The following is a 17,965-nucleotide window of genomic DNA, read 5'->3' as shown; positions in this document are numbered from 1 at the left end:
CCGGGAGCCCCGTGCGAGCGTCTTTGGTGAACTTCCCCACCGCCCGGTGAGGTGCCCGCGGGGTGCCCGGGCGTGCTCGCGGCTCCGGTACGGGCAGGATGGGCCCCGTGAGCTCCTACCTCGACGGTCCCGGCCCGGTCGCCCTCGCCCACCGCGGCGGGGCCGGTGAGGTCCCGGAGAACTCCCGCACCGCCGTCGAGCACACGGTCGCGCTCGGCCTGCGCTACCTCGAGACGGACGTGCGGGCCACCGCCGACGGCGTCGTCGTGCTCAGCCACGACGAGACCCTCGAGCGGGTCGCGGGCGTGGGCTCCGCCGTCGGGGACCTGACGTGGGCGGAGGTCTCCCGCCTGCGCGACACGGCCGGCGAGCCGCTCCTGCGCCTGGACGAGCTGCTGGGGGACTACCCGGACCTGCGGGTGAACATCGACGCCAAGGACGACGCCGTCGTCGGGCCCCTCGTAGAGGTGCTCGGCCGAACCGGGGCCGCCGACCGGGTCTGCCTGGCGTCCTTCGACGACGCCCGGCTCGAGCGGCTCCGCGCGCTGACCGGGCCCGGCGTGGCGAGCTCCCTGGGGCGCCGCGCGGTGGTCCGGCTCATCGCCGGCGGCGCCGTCGGGGTGGTGCGCGGGGTCCCGGGCCCGGAGGTCGGGGTGGTGTGCGTGCAGGTTCCGGTGCGTCACCGCGGCGTTCCCGTCGTGACCGCCCCGTTCCTGCGTGCCGCCCACCGTCGCGGCCTCGCGGTGCACGTCTGGACGGTCGACGAGCCGGCGGAGATGACCCGTCTGCTCGATCTCGGCGTCGACGGGCTGGTCTCCGACCGCCCCCGGGTCCTCCGCGACGTGCTGACGGCGCGCGGTCCGTGGCACTGATGGCGCTCGGCCCCCACTTCGCACGGCATGATGTGTCCCATGACTGACGAGCAGGCCAGGGTCGACCCGAGGACGCGCCGCACCCTGGAGGCCCTCACCGCCGCGATGGCGGAGCTGCTGCCCACGACGCCGCTGCGGCAGATCAGCGTCGCACGGCTGTGCCGCACGGCCGGGATCCACCGCACGACGTTCTACAAGCACTACGACACGGTGGGCGAGGTGGCCGCGGTCGTCGTCGAGGACCTCACCGAGGGGCTCACCCCCGCCGCCGGCGGCAGCCACGACACCTTCGCGGAGTGGCTCGACGCCCTGCTCGGCTACGTCGGGGCCCGGCGGGTCGTCCTGACCGGTCTGCTCGGCCCCGACGGCGACCCCGCGCTCGTGCGCGCCCTGTGCGACCACCTCGTCGACCGTGCGGAGGGCTACCTCCGTGCGGCCGTCGCGCGGCAGGGCGGGGAGGACGTCGGGACGGACCTGCGCACGGCCGCCCGCGTGGTCGGCTTCGCCTCCTACGGTGCCGTCGAGGCCACCCTCGCCGACGGCCTCGAGGTCCGGGCGGACTCCTACCTCGCCGCCCTGCCGATGCCCTGGGCCGACCTCCTCGCCCCGGTCCCCGTGGGGGTATGACGCCGGTCCCGGCGACCTCGCGGCCGGGTGCCGTCGAGCGAGCCGCGCGGTCCCGGCGACCTGGCGGCCGGGTGTCGTCGATGCCAGCCGCGCCCGGGGCGTGCCGGCCCCGGCGCCCGGACCGGCCGAGCGGGATCTCCGACGACGAAGGCCCGGACCAGGTCCGGGCCTTCGTCGTCGGTGCCCCCTACTGGATTCGAACCAGCGACCTTCTGCTCCGGAGGCAGACGCTCTATCCACTGAGCTAAAGGGGCCCGCACCGCTCTCGCAGCGCCAGGTGATGCTATCAGTCCGGCCGGGTCGCCTTCACCTCGGTGCCGCCCACCGCGCCGCCGTGACCAGCGTCACGACGCCACCGCGGCCGGCTCCGACGGCCCCTCGGCCCGGTCGGCCCCTCGGCCCGGTCGGCCCCTCGGCCCGGTCGGCCCCTCGGCCCGGTCGGCCCCTCGGCCCGGTCGGCCCCTCGGCCCGGTCGGCCCCTCGGCTATCGGCGCGTTGCGCAGCGCCCGCCCCCGCCGTCGGCAGCACCGCCTCCCGATCGTGGGCGCGCGAGGACGACCCGGCCCTAACCTGGCGGGAGGAGACGGCGAGGAGGCACACCATGGGCGCGACCCCGGGCCGGCCGCCGGAGCCCACCGGTCCGCCGCGCCGGCTCCTCCTGGCCGTCGTCGCCGCCGTCGTCCTCGTCGCCGTCGTCGTCCTGGCACTGCTGTACCGGCCGGGCGATCCCGGTCCCGCCGACGGCGCGACCACCGCCGGTCCCTCGTCCGAGCCCACCGGGCCCACCGCCGGTCCGGGTACGACCGGGCCGGCCGCCGCGCCCAGCCCGACCCCGTTCCCCGACCGCACGGTCGACGCCGCCCCGCTCGCCGACCGGCTGGGCACCGAGGTTGTCGACGCGGTGGACCCCGGCGTTCCCTTCACGCTCGAGGAGCCGGGCTGGGCGTCCCTCGACGGCGCCCCCGACGGCGCCCGGGAGGCGGTCACGGGCACCCTCACCGACGGCACCGACACCGTCGGTCTCACCGCCGTCGCCTTCGACAGCATCGAGGAGCAGGACGCCCACGCCGAGGAGGTCGTCGCCGGGCTGCGCGAGGACGGCGCGACCGTCATCTCCGAGGGCACCGTGTACTCCGACGGCTCCGGCCGGCACTGGGCCTTCCTCATGCCCGACGGCGTCTCCTCCACGGTCGTGTGGCGCACCGACGACGGTGTCGTCCTCACCCTCACCGGGCCCCTGCGGGTCACCGAGGTGGTCTACGGCGACATGCTCGTGTGAGCGTGCGGTGTGACGAGCCCCGCACGTCACGGACGCCGGCCGGCCCGGCGGGCGTGTCGGGGCGACCACTACCCTGAGGCGGGTGACCCCAGCCGAGCTCGCAGCCCTCATCCGCTCCGTCCTCCTCGACGCCGTCGACGCCGGCGACGTCGCGCTCGCGGCCGGCGACGTCCCCGAGCCCCGGGTCGAGCGGCCCCGCCAGCGCGAGCACGGCGACTGGGCGACCAACGTCGCCATGCAGCTGGCCAAGCCGGCCGGCACCAGCCCCCGGGCGCTCGCCGAGCTCCTGGCGGCGCGGCTGACCGCGGCCCCGGGCATCGCCTCCGCCGAGGTCGCCGGGCCGGGCTTCCTCAACATCCGCCTCGAGGCGGGTGCTGCCGGCGAGCTGGCCCGCACGATCGTCGAGGCCGGGCCGGGCTACGGGCGCAACGACGCCATCGCCGGGCAGGTCATCAACATGGAGTTCGTCTCCGCCAACCCGACCGGACCGCTGCACATCGGTCACACCCGGTGGGCGGCGCTCGGCGACGCCCTCGTGCGGCTGCTGCGCGCCTCCGGCGCCGAGGTGACGCCGGAGTACTACATCAACGATGCCGGCGCCCAGATGGACAAGTTCGGCGCGTCGATCCTCGCCCGCGCCACCGGCACCGAGGTGCCCGAGGGCGGCTACCAGGGGGAGTACGTCGGCGAGCTCGCCACGCGGGTGCTCGCCGAGCGGCCCGACCTCGCCGCCCTGCCCCACGATGAGGCGGTCGCCGCGGCGCGCGACCTCGGCTACCGGCTGCAGATGGCCGAGATCGAGGAGACCCTCGCCGACTTCAACGTCCACTTCGACGTGTGGTTCTCCGAGCGGGAGCTCCACGCGGGCGGCGCCGTCGAGCAGGCCGTCGCGCGCCTGCGTGAGCAGGGCCACGTCTACGACGAGGGCGGGGCGGTGTGGCTGCGCACCACCGACTTCTCCGACGACAAGGACCGCGTGCTCGTCCGCGCCGACGGCACCCCCACCTACTTCGCCGCGGACGCCGCCTACTACCTGTCCAAGAAGGACCGGGGCTTCCCCGGAAAGATCTACCTCCTGGGGGCCGACCACCACGGCTACGTCAACCGGCTCAAGGCGATCGCCTCGTGCGCGGGCGACGACCCGGAGGCCAACATCGAGGTGCTCATCGGCCAGCTCGTCTCCGTCGCCGGGGCGCGGATGAGCAAGCGCGCGGGCAACATCATCGAGCTGCGCGACCTCATCGAGTGGATCGGCACCGACCCGGTGCGCTACACCCTCGCCCGCTTCCCCGCGGACTCGCCCCTGACCCTGGAGGGGGAGAAGCTGCGCGAGCAGAACCTCGACAACCCCGTCTACTACGTCCAGTACGCCCACGCGCGCACCCGCAACGTCGCCCGCAACGCCGCCGACCACGGCGTCACCCGCGACGACTTCGACCCGGCCACCCTCGACCACGAGGCGGACGCCACCCTCCTCGGCGCCCTCGGCGAGTTCCCGGGCGTCGTCGCGCACGCCGCCCGGCTGCGGGAGCCGCACCGCGTGGCCCGCTACCTCGAGCAGCTCGCCGCGGCCTACCACGCCTGGTACGGGCAGTGCCGGGTGACCCCGCGCGGGGAGGAGCCCGTCGAGGCCTCCCACCGGGCCCGGCTCTGGCTCAACGACGCCACCACGCAGGTCCTCGCCAACGGCCTGGGCCTCCTCGGCGTGGGCGCCCCGGAGCGGATGTGAGCGCCGCGCCCGCGGCCGCCCCGCGGCCGGCCGGGCCCGCCCCGGAGCCGGACGGCACGAGCACGGGGGTGTGGTCGACCTCGGTCCGGCGCGGCGACGACGGCGCGCTCGTCGTCGGCGGGGTCGACGTCCGTGACCTCGCCGCGGAGCACGGCACGCCGGCCTACGTGCTGGACGAGGCGGACCTGCGTGGCCGGGCCCGGGCCTACGCCCGCGCCTTCGCCGCGGCGTTCGCGCCGGAGGCCGGACTCGCGGGAGCCGACGTCTACTACGCGGGCAAGGCGTTCCTCAGCGTGGCCGTGGCACGGTGGGTGCACGAGGAGGGCCTGCGGGTGGACACCTCCACCGGGGGCGAGCTCGCGGTCGCCCTGCGCGCGGGCGTCCCCGGCGCGCACATCGGCCTGCACGGGAACAACAAGTCCGCCGAGGAGATCGTCACCGCCCTCGAGCACGGGGTCGGCCGGATCGTCGTGGACTCCCTCGCCGAGGTCGACGTCGTCGCCCGGCTCGCCGCCGAGCGCGGGCTCCGTGCCCCGGTCATGGTCCGCGTCACCACCGGGGTGCACGCGGGCGGGCACGAGTTCATCGCCACCGCGCACGAGGACCAGAAGTTCGGCCTCTCCCTGACCTCCGGCGCGGCGCGCAAGGCCGTCGACGAGATCCTCGCCCGGCCCGACCTCGAGCTGGTGGGTCTGCACTCCCACATCGGCAGCCAGATCATGGACCTCGCCGGCTTCGAGGTCGCCGCCCGCGCGGTGCTCGGCCTGCGCGCCCAGGTCGCCGCCGACACCGGGTACCTCATGCCCGAGATCGACCTCGGCGGCGGCTACGGCATCGCCTACACCGGCGCGGACGCCACCCCGCCCACCCCCGAGGAGGTGGCCGCCGCGCTCGCCGGGGTCGTGCGGCGGGCCTGCGCCGAGCTCGGCACCGCCGTGCCCCGGGTCTCCGTCGAGCCCGGCCGTTCGATCGTCGGGCCCTCGGCCCTGACCCTGTACACCGTGGGCACCGTCAAGGACGTCCAGCTCGACGACGGCGGGCGGCGCACCTACGTCAGCGTCGACGGCGGGATGAGCGACAACATCCGCCCGGCGCTGTACGAGGCCGACTACACCGCCGCCGTCGCCGGGCGCGCCTCCGCCGCCGAGCGGGTCCCCTCGCGGGTCGTCGGCAAGCACTGCGAGAGCGGGGACATCGTCGTGCGCGGCGTCGCCCTGCCCGCGGACGTCGCCGCCGGTGACCTCCTCGCCGTCCCCGCCACGGGCGCGTACGGGCGCTCGATGGCGAGCAACTACAACCTCGTGCCCCGCCCGCCCGTGCTCGCCGTGCGCGACGGCGCCGTCCGCGTCCTCGTCCGGCGCGAGACCCTCGAGGACCTGCTCGCGCTCGACCAGGGCTGATCCTGGACACCTCGGCCCGGCGTCCGGACCGGCCCCTATGCTGGCGGGGCCCGCGCGCCGCGCGGGGTCGAGCCGGCCCGACAGGAGAGACCGCGTGAGCGCAGCGAGAACCGAGGACCGCACCGCCGGTGCCGAGGACCGGACCGTGCGGGTAGCCCTGCTCGGCTGCGGGACCGTCGGCAGCCAGGTGGTGCGCCTGCTGCGCGAGCACGCCGACGACCTCGCCGCCCGCAGCGGCGCCCGCCTGGACCTGGTGGGCATCGCCGTGCGCGACACGGCCGCCGACCGTGAGCCGTGGGTGCCGCGAGAGCTGCTCACCGACGACGCGCAGGGCCTCGTGCGCCGCGCCGACGTCGTCATCGAGCTGGTCGGCGGCATCGAGCCCGCCCGCACGCTCGTCCTCACCGCCCTGGGCGCCGGGGCGAGCGTCGTCACCGGCAACAAGGCCCTGCTCGCCGCGCACGGCCCCGAGCTGCACGCGGCCGCCGAGGCCAGCGGCGCGGACCTGTACTACGAGGCCGCGGTCGCCGGCGCCGTCCCGGTCGTCTACGCGCTGCGCGAGTCCATGGCCGGGGACAACGTCACCGCCGTGCTGGGCATCGTCAACGGCACCACGAACTTCATCCTCGACGAGATGGCCACCCGCGGGCTCGGCTTCGACGAGGCCCTCGCCCTGGCGCAGGAGCTCGGGTACGCCGAGGCCGACCCCACCGCCGACGTCGACGGCCACGACGCCGCCGCCAAGGCCGCGATCCTCGCCTCGCTCGCCTTCCACACGCGGGTCGGGATCGACGACGTCCCGGTCGCCGGCATCCGCTCGGTCACCGCGCAGGACATGGCCGACGCACGCGACGCCGGCTACGTCATCAAGCTCCTCGCCGTGGCCCGCCGCGTCAGCGACGACGGCACGCGGGGGATCAGCGTGCGGGTCCACCCGGCCCTGCTGCCCGCCACCCACCCGCTCGCCGCGGTGCGCGGCGCGTTCAACGCCGTCGTCGTGGAGTCCGAGGCCGCGGGCCGGCTGATGTTCTACGGTCAGGGCGCCGGCGGGGCGCCCACCGCCTCGGCGGTCATGGGCGACGTCGTCGCCGCCGCCGCCCACCGCGTCGGCGGCGGCAACGCCCCGCGCGAGTCGGTCTACGCCCAGCTCCCCCTCCTGGCGCCGGAGCAGACCCCGGCCCGCACCCAGGTGCAGCTGCTGCTCGCGGACCAGCCCGGCACGCTCGCGGCGGTGGCGGGGATCTACGGCGCCAACGGGGTGTCCATCGAGAGCGTGCGCCAGTCGCGCCCCGCCGAGGGCGAGTCCCAGGCGCGGATCACCATCGTCAGCCACGAGGCGAACGAGGCCGCGCTCGCGCGGACCGTGGAGGATCTGGCGGGGGAGCCGCGGGTGCGCGAGGTCCTGTCGGTCATGAGAGTCGAGGGGGAGTAATGGCCCACCAGTGGCGAGGCGTCGTCGAGGAGTACCGGGACCGGCTGCCGATCGCCGACGGCGACCCGGTCGTCACCCTGGGGGAGGGCGGCACCCCGCTCGTGCACGCCCCCGCGCTCTCCCGCGCCACCGGCGCCGAGGTCCACGTCAAGGTCGAGGGCGCCAACCCCACCGGCTCGTTCAAGGACCGCGGCATGACGATGGCGATGTCGAAGGTCGCCGCGACCGGCACGAGGATGGTCGTGGCCGCCTCCACCGGCAACACCTCGGCCTCGGCCGCGGCGTACGCGGTGCGGGCGGGCCTGGGCTGCGCCGTCGTGCTCCCCGCGGGCAAGATCGCCGCCGGCAAGCTCGCCCAGGCGATCGTCCACGGTGCGACCCTCGTCGCCGTCGACGGCAACTTCGACGACTGCCTGCGCATCGTGCGCGAGCTCTCCCGGGCCTACCCGGTGGCGCTGGTCAACTCGGTCAACCCGTTCCGTCTGCAGGGTCAGAAGACCGCGGCGTTCGAGATCGTCGACGCCCTCGGCGACGCACCGGACATCCACGTCCTGCCCGTGGGCAACGCCGGGAACATCTCGGCCTACTGGATGGGCTACAACGAGTACGCCGGGCGCACGACGTCCGCCTCGGTCGACGACGCCGCCACCCGGATCCCCCCCGTGGCCACCCGCACCCCGGCGATGTGGGGTGTCCAGGCCGAGGGGGCCGCCCCGTTCGTCAAGGGCGCGCCCGTGGAGCACCCCGAGACCGTCGCGACGGCCATCCGGATCGGCAACCCGGCCTCGTGGGACCACGCGGTCGCGGCGCGGGACGACTCCGGCGGCCGCATCGACGCGGTCACCGATGCCCAGATCCTCGACGCGCAGCGGCTCCTGGCGGCGGAGGTCGGCGTGTTCGTCGAGCCGGCGTCGGCGGCCTCGGTCGCCGGCCTGCTCCAGGCCGCGGAGCTCGGGCTGGTCCCCGCCGGGGCGAGGATCGTGTGCACGGTGACGGGCAACGGCCTCAAGGACACCGCGACGGCGCTGGGCGAGACCCGGGTCGAGCCCCGGGTCATCGCCCCCACCCTCGAGGCCGCGGTCGCGGCCCTGGGTCTGTAACCCGCCGTGCGCCTCGTGCGCGACGTCGTCACCGTGCGGGTGCCGGCCACCTCGGCGAACCTCGGCCCCGGCTTCGACGCGCTCGGCATCGCCGTGGGGGTGTGGGACGAGGTGACCGTGCGCGCCGTCGCCGGGCCCACGACCGTGACGGTCCACGGGGAGGGGGCCCACGACCTCCCCGACGGCGAGGAGCACCTCGTGGTGCGCGCGGTCCGGGCCGGGCTCGACCTCGCGGGGGCCCCGCAGGCCGGGCTGGAGCTGACCTGCACCAACGCGATCCCGCACGGGCGCGGGATGGGCTCGTCGGCCGCCGCCGTCGTCGCGGGGCTCGTCGCGGCCCGGGCGCTGGTCTCCGAGCCCGAGGTCCTCGACGACGCCGCGGTGCTGGGCCTGGCCACGCAGATGGAGGGCCACCCGGACAACGCCGCGCCGGCGCTGCTCGGCGGGGCGACCGCGGCGTGGGTCGACGCCGGCGGCGCCCACGCGGCCTCGATCCCGCTCGACCCGGGCCTGGGGGTGAGCGTGCTCGTGCCGCAGGCACGGCTGCTCACCCGCACCGCCCGGGCCGTCCTGCCGGCCGAGGTCCCGCACAAGGACGCGGCGTTCAACGCCGGGCGCACCGCGCTGCTGGTCCTGGCCCTGGGGGGTCGGTCCGACCTCCTCATGGCCGCCACGGAGGACCGTCTGCACCAGGACTACCGGGCCGACGCCATGCGGCCGACGGCCGAGGCCGTGCGGGCGCTGCGCGAGGCGGGGTGGCCCGCGGTCGTGTCGGGGGCCGGTCCGAGCGTCCTCGTCCTGGACCGGCTCGACGAGGTCACGACCGCGATGCTCGCCTCCCGCGGCTGGCGGGTGCTCTCGCCGGGCGTCGCCGGACGCGGGGCGCACCAGGTTCCGTGACCGCCGCGCGGTGACGAACCGGTCACGGATTCCCCCGGAACCCGTGGCGGCTGGTAAAGTGTGCCCTGCACCGACCCCTGCGGACGTCTTCCGCGCACCTGGGTGCGTCCAGTCGTCGTCGCAGAGGCGGAGCACCGCCCCGACCGCAGCACGATCGAGCGTGCCGCGCGCGTGCGACCCTCATCCGCCCAGCCTCCCGGCTGGGATCTCACACGTGTCCCCGAGACCGATCGGTGGACTCTTCCGAGGGAAGGAACCTCGTGACCGAAGCCGTCGACGCCCCCCGTGGGGGCTCGTTGACCACCATGCGTCTGCCCGAGCTGCAGGCGATGGCCGCCCAGATGGGCCTCAAGGGCACCGCGAAGATGCGCAAGAGCGACCTCATCGCCGCGATCCGCGAGTCGCGCTCCGCCCGGAGCGCCGCGACGGGCGCCGACCAGCCGACCGGACAGACGGCGCTGCCTGTCCCCGCCGGCCGGGACGAGACCACCGTGTCCTCCGGCCAGTTGGAGCGGGCCACGTCCTCCGGCCAGGAGGAGCCGGCCCGGCCCGCCGCCGGCCAGGAGGACCGGGTCCGCCGCACGCGCCGGGTCGAGCGGCCCGAGGCCGTGGCCGGCCGGGAGGAGGCCGCCACCCGCTCCGGTCAGGACGAGCCGGCCCGCCGCGCCGAGGGCCAGGACAGCGCCGCCCGCGCCGAGGGCCAGGACAGCGCCGCCCGCGCCGAGGGGCAGGACCGCGCCGCCCGCGCCGACGGCCAGGACCGCGCCGCCCGCGCCGAGGGCGACGCCCCGGCCGGCCCCGCCGCCGAGGCCCCCCGCCGACGCGGCTCCCGCCGGGTGACCGCGCCCGCCGGCCAGGGCGTCCCCGCCACGAGCCCCGCCGACGACGCCTCGCACGACGAGGCCAAGGAGGCGCTCAAGCGTGAGCTGGCCGCCCGCGCCGCCAGCGCCGGGCGCGGGGACCAGGGCGACGAGGACCGCGCACGGCGCGCCCTCGACGCCGTCGGGGAGGCGGCCGCCCGCCGCCGCGAGGGCGACGGCGCCGGCCAGCAGACCCGCCGGTTCGACGACGCCGAGGACGAGCGCGGGGGCCGCAGCCGCCGACGCAACCGTGACCGCGGGCGCGACCGCAAGCGCCGGACCGGCCGCCCCGGCGAGTACCAGGACGACCAGGAGGTCGAGGTCAGCGAGGACGACGTCCTGCTGCCCGTCGGCGGGATCCTCGACATCCTCGAGAACTACGCCTTCGTGCGGACCTCGGGGTACCTCCCGGGCCCGAACGACGTCTACGTCACGCTCAACCAGGTCAAGAAGTACGGCCTGCGCCGGGGCGACGCCATCACCGGTGCCGTGCGCCAGCCCCACGAGGGCGAGAACCCCCGGCAGAAGTTCAACGCCCTCGTCCGCCTGGACAGCATCAACGGCATGAGCACGGAACGGGCGCGCCAGCGGCCCGAGTTCAGCAAGCTCACGCCGCTGTACCCCCAGGACCAGCTCCGGCTGGAGACCACGCCGAAGGCCATCACCCCGCGGGTCATCGACCTCGTGGCGCCGATCGGCAAGGGGCAGCGCGGTCTCATCGTCTCCCCGCCCAAGGCCGGCAAGACGATCATCATGCAACAGATCGCGAACGCGATCTCGGTCAACAACCCCCAGGTCCACCTCATGGTCGTGCTCGTCGACGAGCGCCCCGAGGAGGTCACGGACATGGAGCGGATGGTCAAGGGCGAGGTCATCGCCTCCACCTTCGACCGCCCGGCCACCGACCACACCATCGTCGCCGAGCTCGCCATCGAGCGGGCCAAGCGGCTGGTGGAGCTGGGCCAGGACGTCGTCGTGCTCCTGGACTCCCTCACCCGGCTCTCCCGCGCCTACAACCTCGCCGCACCGGCGTCGGGGCGGATCCTCTCCGGCGGCGTGGACGCCTCGGCGCTGTACCCGCCGAAGAAGTTCTTCGGCGCGGCCCGCAACATCGAGAACGGCGGCTCGCTGACCATCCTCGCCTCCGCGCTGGTCGAGACCGGCTCGAAGATGGACGAGGTGATCTTCGAGGAGTTCAAGGGCACGGGCAACATGGAGCTGCGGCTCTCGCGCCAGCTGGCCGACAAGCGCATCTTCCCGGCGGTCGACATCAACGCCTCGGGCACCCGGCGCGAGGAGCTCCTCATGCCGCCGGAGGAGCTCAAGATCGTCTGGAAGCTGCGCCGGGTCATGGGGGCGCTGGACCAGCAGCAGGCCATCGACCTGCTCCTGGGCAAGCTGCGGGGGACCACCTCCAACGCCGAGTTCCTCATGACCGTCCAGAAGACGACCCCCAGCCCCACCCACGAGCCGGAGCTGGCCATCCACTGACCCGCGCGCGGGGGCGTGCCCGATCTCACGCCCCCGCCGCGTTTCGTCCCCGGACCTGCGTGGGGCACAATGTCTCGTCGGCTTCCGGTTCACGCGCGCCGCGCGGCGCGCGACCCGGGGCACCACCGAACCTAGGAGAGAACCATGAAGCAGGGCATCCACCCCGAGTACGTGACCACCACGGTCACGTGCACCTGCGGCAACACCTTCACCACGCGCTCGACCGCGACGTCCGGCCAGATCCACGCCGACGTCTGCAGCGCGTGCCACCCGTTCTACACCGGCAAGCAGAAGATCCTCGACACCGGTGGCCGCGTCGCCCGCTTCCAGGCGCGCTACGGCAAGAAGGACGCCTAGCACCACACCAGCGCCGGCGGTGACGCCGCGGCCCCCCGGCCGCGGCTCCCGCCGGCGCTGTCGTGCATCCGGGCGCACGACGCGCCCACGGGCCGAGGAAGGGGCACGGACGTGAGCGAGGACTTCGACGGCGTCGCACCGCTGATCGCCGAGCACGAGGAGATCGAGCGGGCCATGGCCGACCCGGCCGTCCATGCCGACCCCGGCCGCGCCCGCACCCTGGGACGGCGCTACGCCGAGCTCGGCCGCGTCGTCGCCGCCTACCGCGCGTGGGAGGCGGCCACCGGCGACCTCGCCGCCGGCCGCGAGCTCGCCGAGGGCGACGACGCCTTCGCCGAGGAGCTGCCCGCCCTCGAGGCCTCCGCCGCGGCGGCGGAGGAGCACCTGCGCCGGGTCCTCGTGCCCGCCGACCCCGACGACGCCCGCGACGTCATCCTCGAGGTCAAGGCCGGCGAGGGCGGGGAGGAGTCCGCGCTCTTCGCCGGCGACCTGCTGCGCATGTACCTGCGCTACGCCGAGCGGCAGGGCTGGACCACCCAGGTCCTCTCGGCCACCGAGTCCGACCTCGGCGGGTACAAGGACGTCTCCGTCGCGGTGAAGACCCGCGGCGCGCCCACCGACCCGGCCGACGGCGTCTGGGCGCACCTGAAGTACGAGGGCGGCGTCCACCGCGTCCAGCGGGTGCCCGTCACCGAGTCGCAGGGCCGGATCCACACCTCCGCAGCGGGCGTGCTCGTCCTGCCCGAGGTCGACGACCCCGGCGAGGTGGAGATCGACGCGGGCGCCCTGCGCATCGACGTCTACCGCTCCTCCGGCCCGGGCGGGCAGTCGGTCAACACCACGGACTCCGCCGTGCGGATCACCCACCTGCCCACCGGCATCACCGTCTCGATGCAGAACGAGAAGTCGCAGCTGCAGAACCGCGAGCAGGCCATGCGGGTGCTGCGCGCCCGGCTGCTGGCCGCCCGCCAGGAGGAGGCCGCGGCCGCCGCGTCGGAGCAGCGCCGGTCCCAGGTGCGCACCGTGGACCGGTCCGAGCGGATCCGCACCTACAACTACCCCGAGAACCGCATCGCCGACCACCGCACCGGCTACAAGGCGTACAACCTCGACCACGTGCTCGACGGCGACCTCGGCCCGGTCATCGCCTCCGCCGTCGAGCTGGACGAGGCGGCCCGGCTCGCCGCGGCCGCCGGCGGGCAGTGAGCGACCGGCCGGCCGGCGCCGGCGACGGCCGCACCGTGACCGTGCGCGAGGCGGTGCGCGGGGCGGCGGTGCTGCTCGCGGAGGCGGGCGTGCCCTCGCCCGAGGTCGACGCCCGGCTCCTCGCCGAGCACGTGCTCGGCCGCGCCCTCTACCTGCTGCCCGCGGGGGCCACCTTCGACCGTGCCGACGGAGAACCCGCAGACAAGGGGTCTGCTGACGGTGGGTCTGGCGACGGTGGGCCCGCCGGCGGCGGGCCCGACCTCCAGGCCCGCTTCGCCGAGCTCGTCGAGCGGCGCCGTCGGCGCGAGCCGCTGCAGCACCTCACCGGCTCCATGGCCTTCCGCCACCTCACCCTCGCCGCCGGGCCGGGCGCGTTCGTGGTGCGGCCGGAGACCGAGGTCGTCGCCGAGGCGGCGATCGGCGCGCTCCGGCGGGCCGGCTCCGCCGCCCCGGTCGCGGTGGACCTGTGCACCGGCTCGGGCGCCATCGCCCTGGCCGTGGCCACCGAGGTCCCCGGCGCGATCGTCCACGCCGTCGAGCTCTCACCCGCGGCGGCGGCGGTGGCGCGGCGCAACGTCGCCGCGCTCGCCCCGTCGGTGCACCTGGTCGAGGGCGACGCGGCCACCGCGCTGCCCGAGCTCGACGGGAGCGTCGACGTCGTCGTCGCGAACCCGCCCTACATCCCGCCCGGTGCGGTCCCGCGTGAGGTCGAGGTGCGCGAGCACGACCCCGACCTGGCCCTCTACGGCGGGGGCGCCGACGGGCTGGACACCCCTCGCGCCGTCGTCGCCCGCGCCGCCCGGCTGCTGCGCCCGGGCGGGGTCCTCGTCATGGAGCACGCCGAGGTCCAGGCGGCGGCGGTGCGCCACCTCGTCGCCGGCGCCGGGTTCGTCGACGTGGTCACCGGCACGGACCTCACGGGCCGTGACCGCTACGTCACCGCCCGTCGCGCCGGCTGAGCCACCACGCCGCCACGAGGCCGGCGACGACGCCCGCGACGTCGGCGGCGACGTCCCCGCCGTCCCCGGTGCGGCCGGCGAGCAGGACGTGCTGCAGGGCCTCGCTCACGCCGGCGTGCGCCAGGCCGTAGGCCGCCACCACCCAGCCCGAGAGCCCCGCACGCAGCGCGGCGAGGGTGACCGCCGCGAACACGGCGGCGTGGACGACCTTGTCCGCGCCGGGCACCCCCGTCCCGGGCACGTCCGGCACGGCCGGCGCGTAGAGGACGACGAGCTGGACGACCACGGCGAGGACGAGCGCCACGACCCACGCCCGGCGCCGTGGCGCGGCGACGGACGTGCCCGCGGGGGCGGTCGGACGGGCGGGTGAGGGAGGCATCTCACCGCAGAGGATGTCACGACGGCCGCACGGGCCGTGCGAGACTCACCTGCGTGAGCGTGTACGACTGCCATGACCCCGAGCAGCGCAGCGCCGGCCTCGACGAGGCGGTCAACGCCCTCGGGCGGGGCGCGCTGGTCGTGCTGCCGACCGACACCGTGTACGGCATCGGTGCCGACGCCTTCGACGCGCGGGCGGTCGCCGCGCTGCTCGCCGCGAAGGGCCGCGGTCGGCAGATGCCCCCGCCGGTGCTCGTGGGCAACGTCGGTGCCCTCGACGGTCTGGCCACCGAGGTGCCGGAGGTCGTCCGGGACCTCGTGCGCGAGTTCTGGCCGGGACCGCTGACGGTCGTCTGCCTCGCGCAGCCCTCGCTGGCGTGGGACCTGGGGGACACCGACGGCACGGTCGCCCTGCGGATGCCCGCCGACGAGACCGCCCTGGCGCTGCTGCGCCGCACCGGCCCGCTCGCGGTCACCAGCGCCAACCTCACCGGCGAGCCGGCGGCCGAGACCGCCCAGGAGGCGCTGGACTACTTCGGCGACGGCGTCGCCGTCTACCTCGACGCGGGCCGGGCGGGCGGCGGGACGGCGTCGACCATCGTCGACGCGACCGCCGAGCGGCTGACCGTGCTGCGCGAGGGTGCGCTCACCCGGGCGGCGCTCGCCCGGGTGGCCCCCGAGCTGGCGGAGGATGTCCCCGCCGTGACCGACGGGACCGCGGAGGCCGTGACCGACGGGACCGCGCCCACCGAGACCGACGGGACCGCGGACGCCGAGACCGACGGGACCGCGGCCGCCGAGACCGACGGGACCGCGGACGCCGTGACCGCCGACGCGCCGCCCGGGCCCGCGCGCACCACGGAGCCCGGGTGAGGGTCTACCTCCTCGTCCTGCTCACCGCCGCGGCCGTCACCTTCCTCACGACGCCGGTGGTGCGGCGGGTCGCGCAGATGACCGGGGCGCTGACGCCGGTGCGGGTGCGCGACGTCCACACCACGCCCACGCCCCGGCTCGGTGGCGTCGCGATGCTCGCGGGCCTCGCCGTCGCGATGGTCGTCGCCTCCCAGGTGCCGTTCCTCCACGAGGAGTTCTACGGCACCTCCATGGCCTGGGGGATCCTCGGGGGCGGGGCGCTCGTGGCCCTCCTCGGCGTGGCCGACGACATCTGGCAGCTGGACTGGATGACCAAGCTCGTCGGGCAGGTCCTCGCCGCCGGGTTCATGGCCTGGCAGGGCGTCCAGCTCATCACGTTCCCGGTGTTCGGGCTGACGATCGGCTCCAGCCGGCTCTCCCTCGTCGCCACCGTCCTGGCCGTGGTGGTGGCCATCAACGCCGTGAACTTCGTCGACGGCCTCGACGGCCTCGCCGCGGGGATGATCGCGATCGGCGGCGGCGCGTTCTTCCTCTACACCTACCTCCTCACCCGCGACGCCTCACCGGGCAACTACGCCAACGTCGCCACCGCGGTCATGGCCGCCGTCGTGGGGGTGACGCTGGGCTTCCTGCCGCACAACTTCCACCCGGCCAGGATCTTCATGGGCGACTCCGGCTCGATGCTCCTGGGCCTGACGGTCGCCGGGGTCGCGATCGTCGTCACCGGGCGCATCGACCCGGCGGCCCTGTCGGGCAGCCAGGTCCTGCCGGTGTTCGTGCCGATCCTCCTGCCCGTCGCGGTGCTCCTGCTGCCGCTGGTGGACATGACGCTGGCCGTCCTGCGGCGCCTGCGCGCCGGTCAGTCACCGTTCAAGCCCGACCGGCTGCACCTGCACCACCGGCTGCTCGACGCCGGGCACTCCCACACCCGCGCGGTCCTGGTGATGTACCTGTGGACCTCGGTGTTCGCCTTCGCCGCGGTCGCCCTCGCGGTGTACACCCCCGCCCAGGTGGCGGTCGGCACGGCGGTCGCCGTGGCCCTGGCCGTCGCCGTGACCTACGCCCAGCTGCCCGGCCTGCGCCGCCGGGCCCGAGAGGACCGACGATGACCGAGACCGACCGGACCATCAGGACGATGTACGAGCGGATCCTGCGGCGCCTCGCCGTCCTCGTCGCGGCCCTCGCGGTGGGCGGTGCGGGCCTCGGGTGGCTGGTCGCCGGTCTGCCGGGGGTCTGGGGCGCGCTCATGGCCGCGGGCATCGCGACGCTGTTCATGCTCGGGACGGTCGTGACGATGATGGTCACCGCCGACAAGCCCCTGCCCATCGCCAGCGCCGCGGCGGTCGGGGGGTGGCTGGTGAAGATGGTCCTGCTCCTCGTCGTCCTCGTCCTCGTCCGCGGGCGGGACTTCTACCACCCGGGCGTCTTCTTCGTCGTCCTCGTCCTGGCCATCCTCGGCTCCCTCGCCATCGAGTCGGCCGCCGTCCTGAGGGCCCGCGTGCCCAACGTGGAACCGGGCTCGGGAACCCCGGGCGCCCGCTGAGACGGGTCGGGAGCACCGCCGCCCATGCGTTAGGCTCATCCCGTCCCCAGCACGCCCGCGTCGCTGCACGGTGCCTGGGACACGCCCTTTGCCCGATCACGAGGAACACCGGGGGGACGTCCTGTCTGCCGCATCTCTGCTGACACTTCCCACCTCGGCGCACGTCGTCGCCGCCGAGGAGGGGGCGGGCTTCCACGGCCCGTCGCTCGCGGACTTCTTCCCGCCGGCGATCCTCTTCGACGGGACGATCTTCGAGTTCAACCGCATCGCGCTCGTCCGGCTCATCGCCGTCGGGCTGCTGGTGCTGCTGTTCTGGCTGGCGGCCCGCCGCACCACGCTCGTGCCCAGCCGCGGTCAGTCCCTGGGCGAGATGGCCATCGACTTCGTGCGCACGGGCATCGCCGAGGAGTCCCTGGGCAAGGAGCTCGGCCGGCGCTACACCCCGGTCCTCGTGGTGATCTTCTTCGGCGTGCTCGCCATGAACATCACCGGCATCATCCCGTTCCTCAACATCGCCGGCTCCTCGGTGATCGGCGTGCCGCTGATCTTCGCGCTCATCGCGTACGTGACGTTCATCTACGCGGGCGTCAAGGCCATGGGCGGCGGGCACTTCTTCAAGGCCCAGCTCTTCCCGCCCGGTGTGCCGTGGCCGATCTACCTCATCCTGACGCCGATCGAGTTCCTCTCGACGTTCATCATCCGGCCCGCGACGCTCACCGTCCGTCTCCTGGCCAACATGCTCTCCGGGCACCTGCTGCTCGTGCTGACCTTCAGCGCGACGAACTTCCTCTTCTTCGAGGCCGCCGGCGCCATGGCGCCGCTGGGCGCGCTGACCTTCGCCGCCGGGTTCGCCTTCACGCTGTTCGAGATCTTCGTGGCCGCCCTCCAGGCCTACGTCTTCACCGTGCTCACGACGGTGTACATCCAGCTGTCCGTCGAGTCGCACTGATCGACGGCCG

The 17,965-nt window shown here is 75.3% G+C and carries 17 protein-coding genes and 1 tRNA gene; 16 read left to right on the top strand and 2 right to left on the bottom strand.

Annotated elements, in window-relative coordinates; all coding sequences use genetic code 11:
* The first annotated feature begins 107 nt into the window (after nt 1-107).
* The gene (locus AAEM63_RS13335) at nt 108-872 is read left to right on the top strand and encodes a glycerophosphodiester phosphodiesterase family protein (protein ID WP_341358731.1); all 765 of its coding nucleotides are present in this window, start codon (nt 108-110) and stop codon (nt 870-872) included.
* A 39-nt stretch (nt 873-911) separates the two neighbouring features.
* On the top strand, nt 912-1,499 hold the full coding sequence (locus AAEM63_RS13330) for a hypothetical protein (protein WP_341358730.1): 588 nt from the start codon (nt 912-914) through the stop codon (nt 1,497-1,499).
* 181 nt (nt 1,500-1,680) lie between these two features.
* On the opposite strand, the gene AAEM63_RS13325 is transcribed toward AAEM63_RS13330, so the two are convergent.
* Nucleotides 1,681-1,753 (bottom strand) — tRNA-Arg (locus tag AAEM63_RS13325).
* A gap of 347 nt (nt 1,754-2,100) precedes the next feature.
* Here AAEM63_RS13325 and AAEM63_RS13320 point away from each other — a divergent pair.
* The 10 genes from AAEM63_RS13320 (at nt 2,101) to prmC (ending at nt 14,212) form a co-directional block, all read left to right on the top strand.
* On the top strand, nt 2,101-2,778 hold the full coding sequence (locus tag AAEM63_RS13320; protein WP_341358729.1) for a hypothetical protein: 678 nt from the start codon (nt 2,101-2,103) through the stop codon (nt 2,776-2,778).
* 82 nt (nt 2,779-2,860) lie between these two features.
* Nucleotides 2,861-4,507 carry an arginine--tRNA ligase gene (argS, locus tag AAEM63_RS13315; protein WP_341358728.1) on the top strand — a complete coding sequence of 549 codons (1,647 nt, stop codon included), beginning with the start codon at nt 2,861-2,863 and terminating at the stop codon, nt 4,505-4,507.
* A 68-nt stretch (nt 4,508-4,575) separates the two neighbouring features.
* On the top strand, nt 4,576-5,907 hold the full coding sequence (lysA, locus tag AAEM63_RS13310; protein ID WP_341361378.1) for a diaminopimelate decarboxylase: 1,332 nt from the start codon (nt 4,576-4,578) through the stop codon (nt 5,905-5,907).
* Nucleotides 5,908-6,001: 94 nt separating this feature from the next.
* On the top strand, nt 6,002-7,339 hold the full coding sequence (locus tag AAEM63_RS13305) for a homoserine dehydrogenase (protein WP_341358727.1): 1,338 nt from the start codon (nt 6,002-6,004) through the stop codon (nt 7,337-7,339).
* Nucleotides 7,339-8,439 (top strand): threonine synthase, encoded by a 1,101-nt coding sequence (gene thrC / locus AAEM63_RS13300; protein WP_341358726.1) that lies wholly within the window; start codon nt 7,339-7,341, stop codon nt 8,437-8,439. Before AAEM63_RS13305 ends, thrC begins: the two co-directional genes overlap by 1 nt.
* 6 nt (nt 8,440-8,445) lie before the next feature.
* Nucleotides 8,446-9,339 carry a homoserine kinase gene (thrB, locus tag AAEM63_RS13295; protein WP_341358725.1) on the top strand — a complete coding sequence of 298 codons (894 nt, stop codon included), beginning with the start codon at nt 8,446-8,448 and terminating at the stop codon, nt 9,337-9,339.
* A gap of 305 nt (nt 9,340-9,644) precedes the next feature.
* On the top strand, nt 9,645-11,690 hold the full coding sequence (gene rho, locus AAEM63_RS13290; protein ID WP_341361377.1) for a transcription termination factor Rho: 2,046 nt from the start codon (nt 9,645-9,647) through the stop codon (nt 11,688-11,690).
* Nucleotides 11,691-11,834: 144 nt separating this feature from the next.
* Entirely contained in the window at nt 11,835-12,047 is a 213-nt protein-coding gene (rpmE, locus tag AAEM63_RS13285; protein ID WP_123913846.1) for a 50S ribosomal protein L31, read from the top strand.
* Nucleotides 12,048-12,158: 111 nt separating this feature from the next.
* Nucleotides 12,159-13,253 carry a peptide chain release factor 1 gene (gene prfA, locus AAEM63_RS13280; RefSeq protein ID WP_341358724.1) on the top strand — a complete coding sequence of 365 codons (1,095 nt, stop codon included), beginning with the start codon at nt 12,159-12,161 and terminating at the stop codon, nt 13,251-13,253.
* 35 nt (nt 13,254-13,288) lie between these two features.
* Nucleotides 13,289-14,212, top strand: a complete 924-nt coding sequence (gene prmC / locus AAEM63_RS13275; RefSeq protein ID WP_341361376.1) for a peptide chain release factor N(5)-glutamine methyltransferase — start codon at nt 13,289-13,291, stop codon at nt 14,210-14,212.
* Here the strand turns inward: prmC and AAEM63_RS13270 are convergent.
* On the bottom strand, nt 14,190-14,591 hold the full coding sequence (locus AAEM63_RS13270; protein WP_341358723.1) for a VanZ family protein: 402 nt from the start codon (nt 14,589-14,591) through the stop codon (nt 14,190-14,192). The genes prmC and AAEM63_RS13270 overlap by 23 nt on opposite strands.
* 53 nt (nt 14,592-14,644) lie before the next feature.
* On the opposite strand from AAEM63_RS13270, the gene AAEM63_RS13265 reads away from it, so the two are divergent.
* The 4 genes from AAEM63_RS13265 (at nt 14,645) to atpB (ending at nt 17,955) form a co-directional block, all read left to right on the top strand.
* A complete protein-coding gene (locus AAEM63_RS13265) occupies nt 14,645-15,463 on the top strand; it encodes an L-threonylcarbamoyladenylate synthase (protein ID WP_341358722.1) in 819 nt (272 codons plus the stop codon).
* Complete coding sequence (locus AAEM63_RS13260) at nt 15,460-16,572, top strand: MraY family glycosyltransferase (RefSeq protein ID WP_341358721.1); 1,113 nt, start codon at nt 15,460-15,462, stop codon at nt 16,570-16,572. The genes AAEM63_RS13265 and AAEM63_RS13260 overlap by 4 nt, the downstream gene beginning before the upstream one ends.
* Nucleotides 16,569-17,006, top strand: coding sequence for a hypothetical protein (locus AAEM63_RS13255; protein WP_341358720.1), 438 nt, complete (start codon nt 16,569-16,571; stop codon nt 17,004-17,006). Before AAEM63_RS13260 ends, AAEM63_RS13255 begins: the two co-directional genes overlap by 4 nt.
* A gap of 136 nt (nt 17,007-17,142) precedes the next feature.
* A complete protein-coding gene (gene atpB / locus AAEM63_RS13250; protein ID WP_341361375.1) occupies nt 17,143-17,955 on the top strand; it encodes a F0F1 ATP synthase subunit A in 813 nt (270 codons plus the stop codon).
* Nucleotides 17,956-17,965: the final 10 nt, after the last annotated feature.

The sequence above is a fragment of the Georgenia sp. M64 genome, assembly GCF_038049925.1.
Taxonomy (GTDB): domain Bacteria; phylum Actinomycetota; class Actinomycetes; order Actinomycetales; family Actinomycetaceae; genus Georgenia.
This window is presented reverse-complemented; position numbering and strand designations above follow the sequence as displayed.

Coding starts and splice junctions, on each gene's coding strand:
- rpmE (WP_123913846.1), top strand. CDS start 11,835: ATGAAGCAGGGCATCCACCCCGAGTACGTGACCACCACGGTCACGTGC.
- rho (WP_341361377.1), top strand. CDS start 9,645: ATGCGTCTGCCCGAGCTGCAGGCGATGGCCGCCCAGATGGGCCTCAAG.
- AAEM63_RS13320 (WP_341358729.1), top strand. CDS start 2,101: ATGGGCGCGACCCCGGGCCGGCCGCCGGAGCCCACCGGTCCGCCGCGC.
- AAEM63_RS13270 (WP_341358723.1), bottom strand. CDS start 14,591: ATGCCTCCCTCACCCGCCCGTCCGACCGCCCCCGCGGGCACGTCCGTC.
- AAEM63_RS13330 (WP_341358730.1), top strand. CDS start 912: ATGACTGACGAGCAGGCCAGGGTCGACCCGAGGACGCGCCGCACCCTG.
- AAEM63_RS13255 (WP_341358720.1), top strand. CDS start 16,569: ATGACCGAGACCGACCGGACCATCAGGACGATGTACGAGCGGATCCTG.
- thrC (WP_341358726.1), top strand. CDS start 7,339: ATGGCCCACCAGTGGCGAGGCGTCGTCGAGGAGTACCGGGACCGGCTG.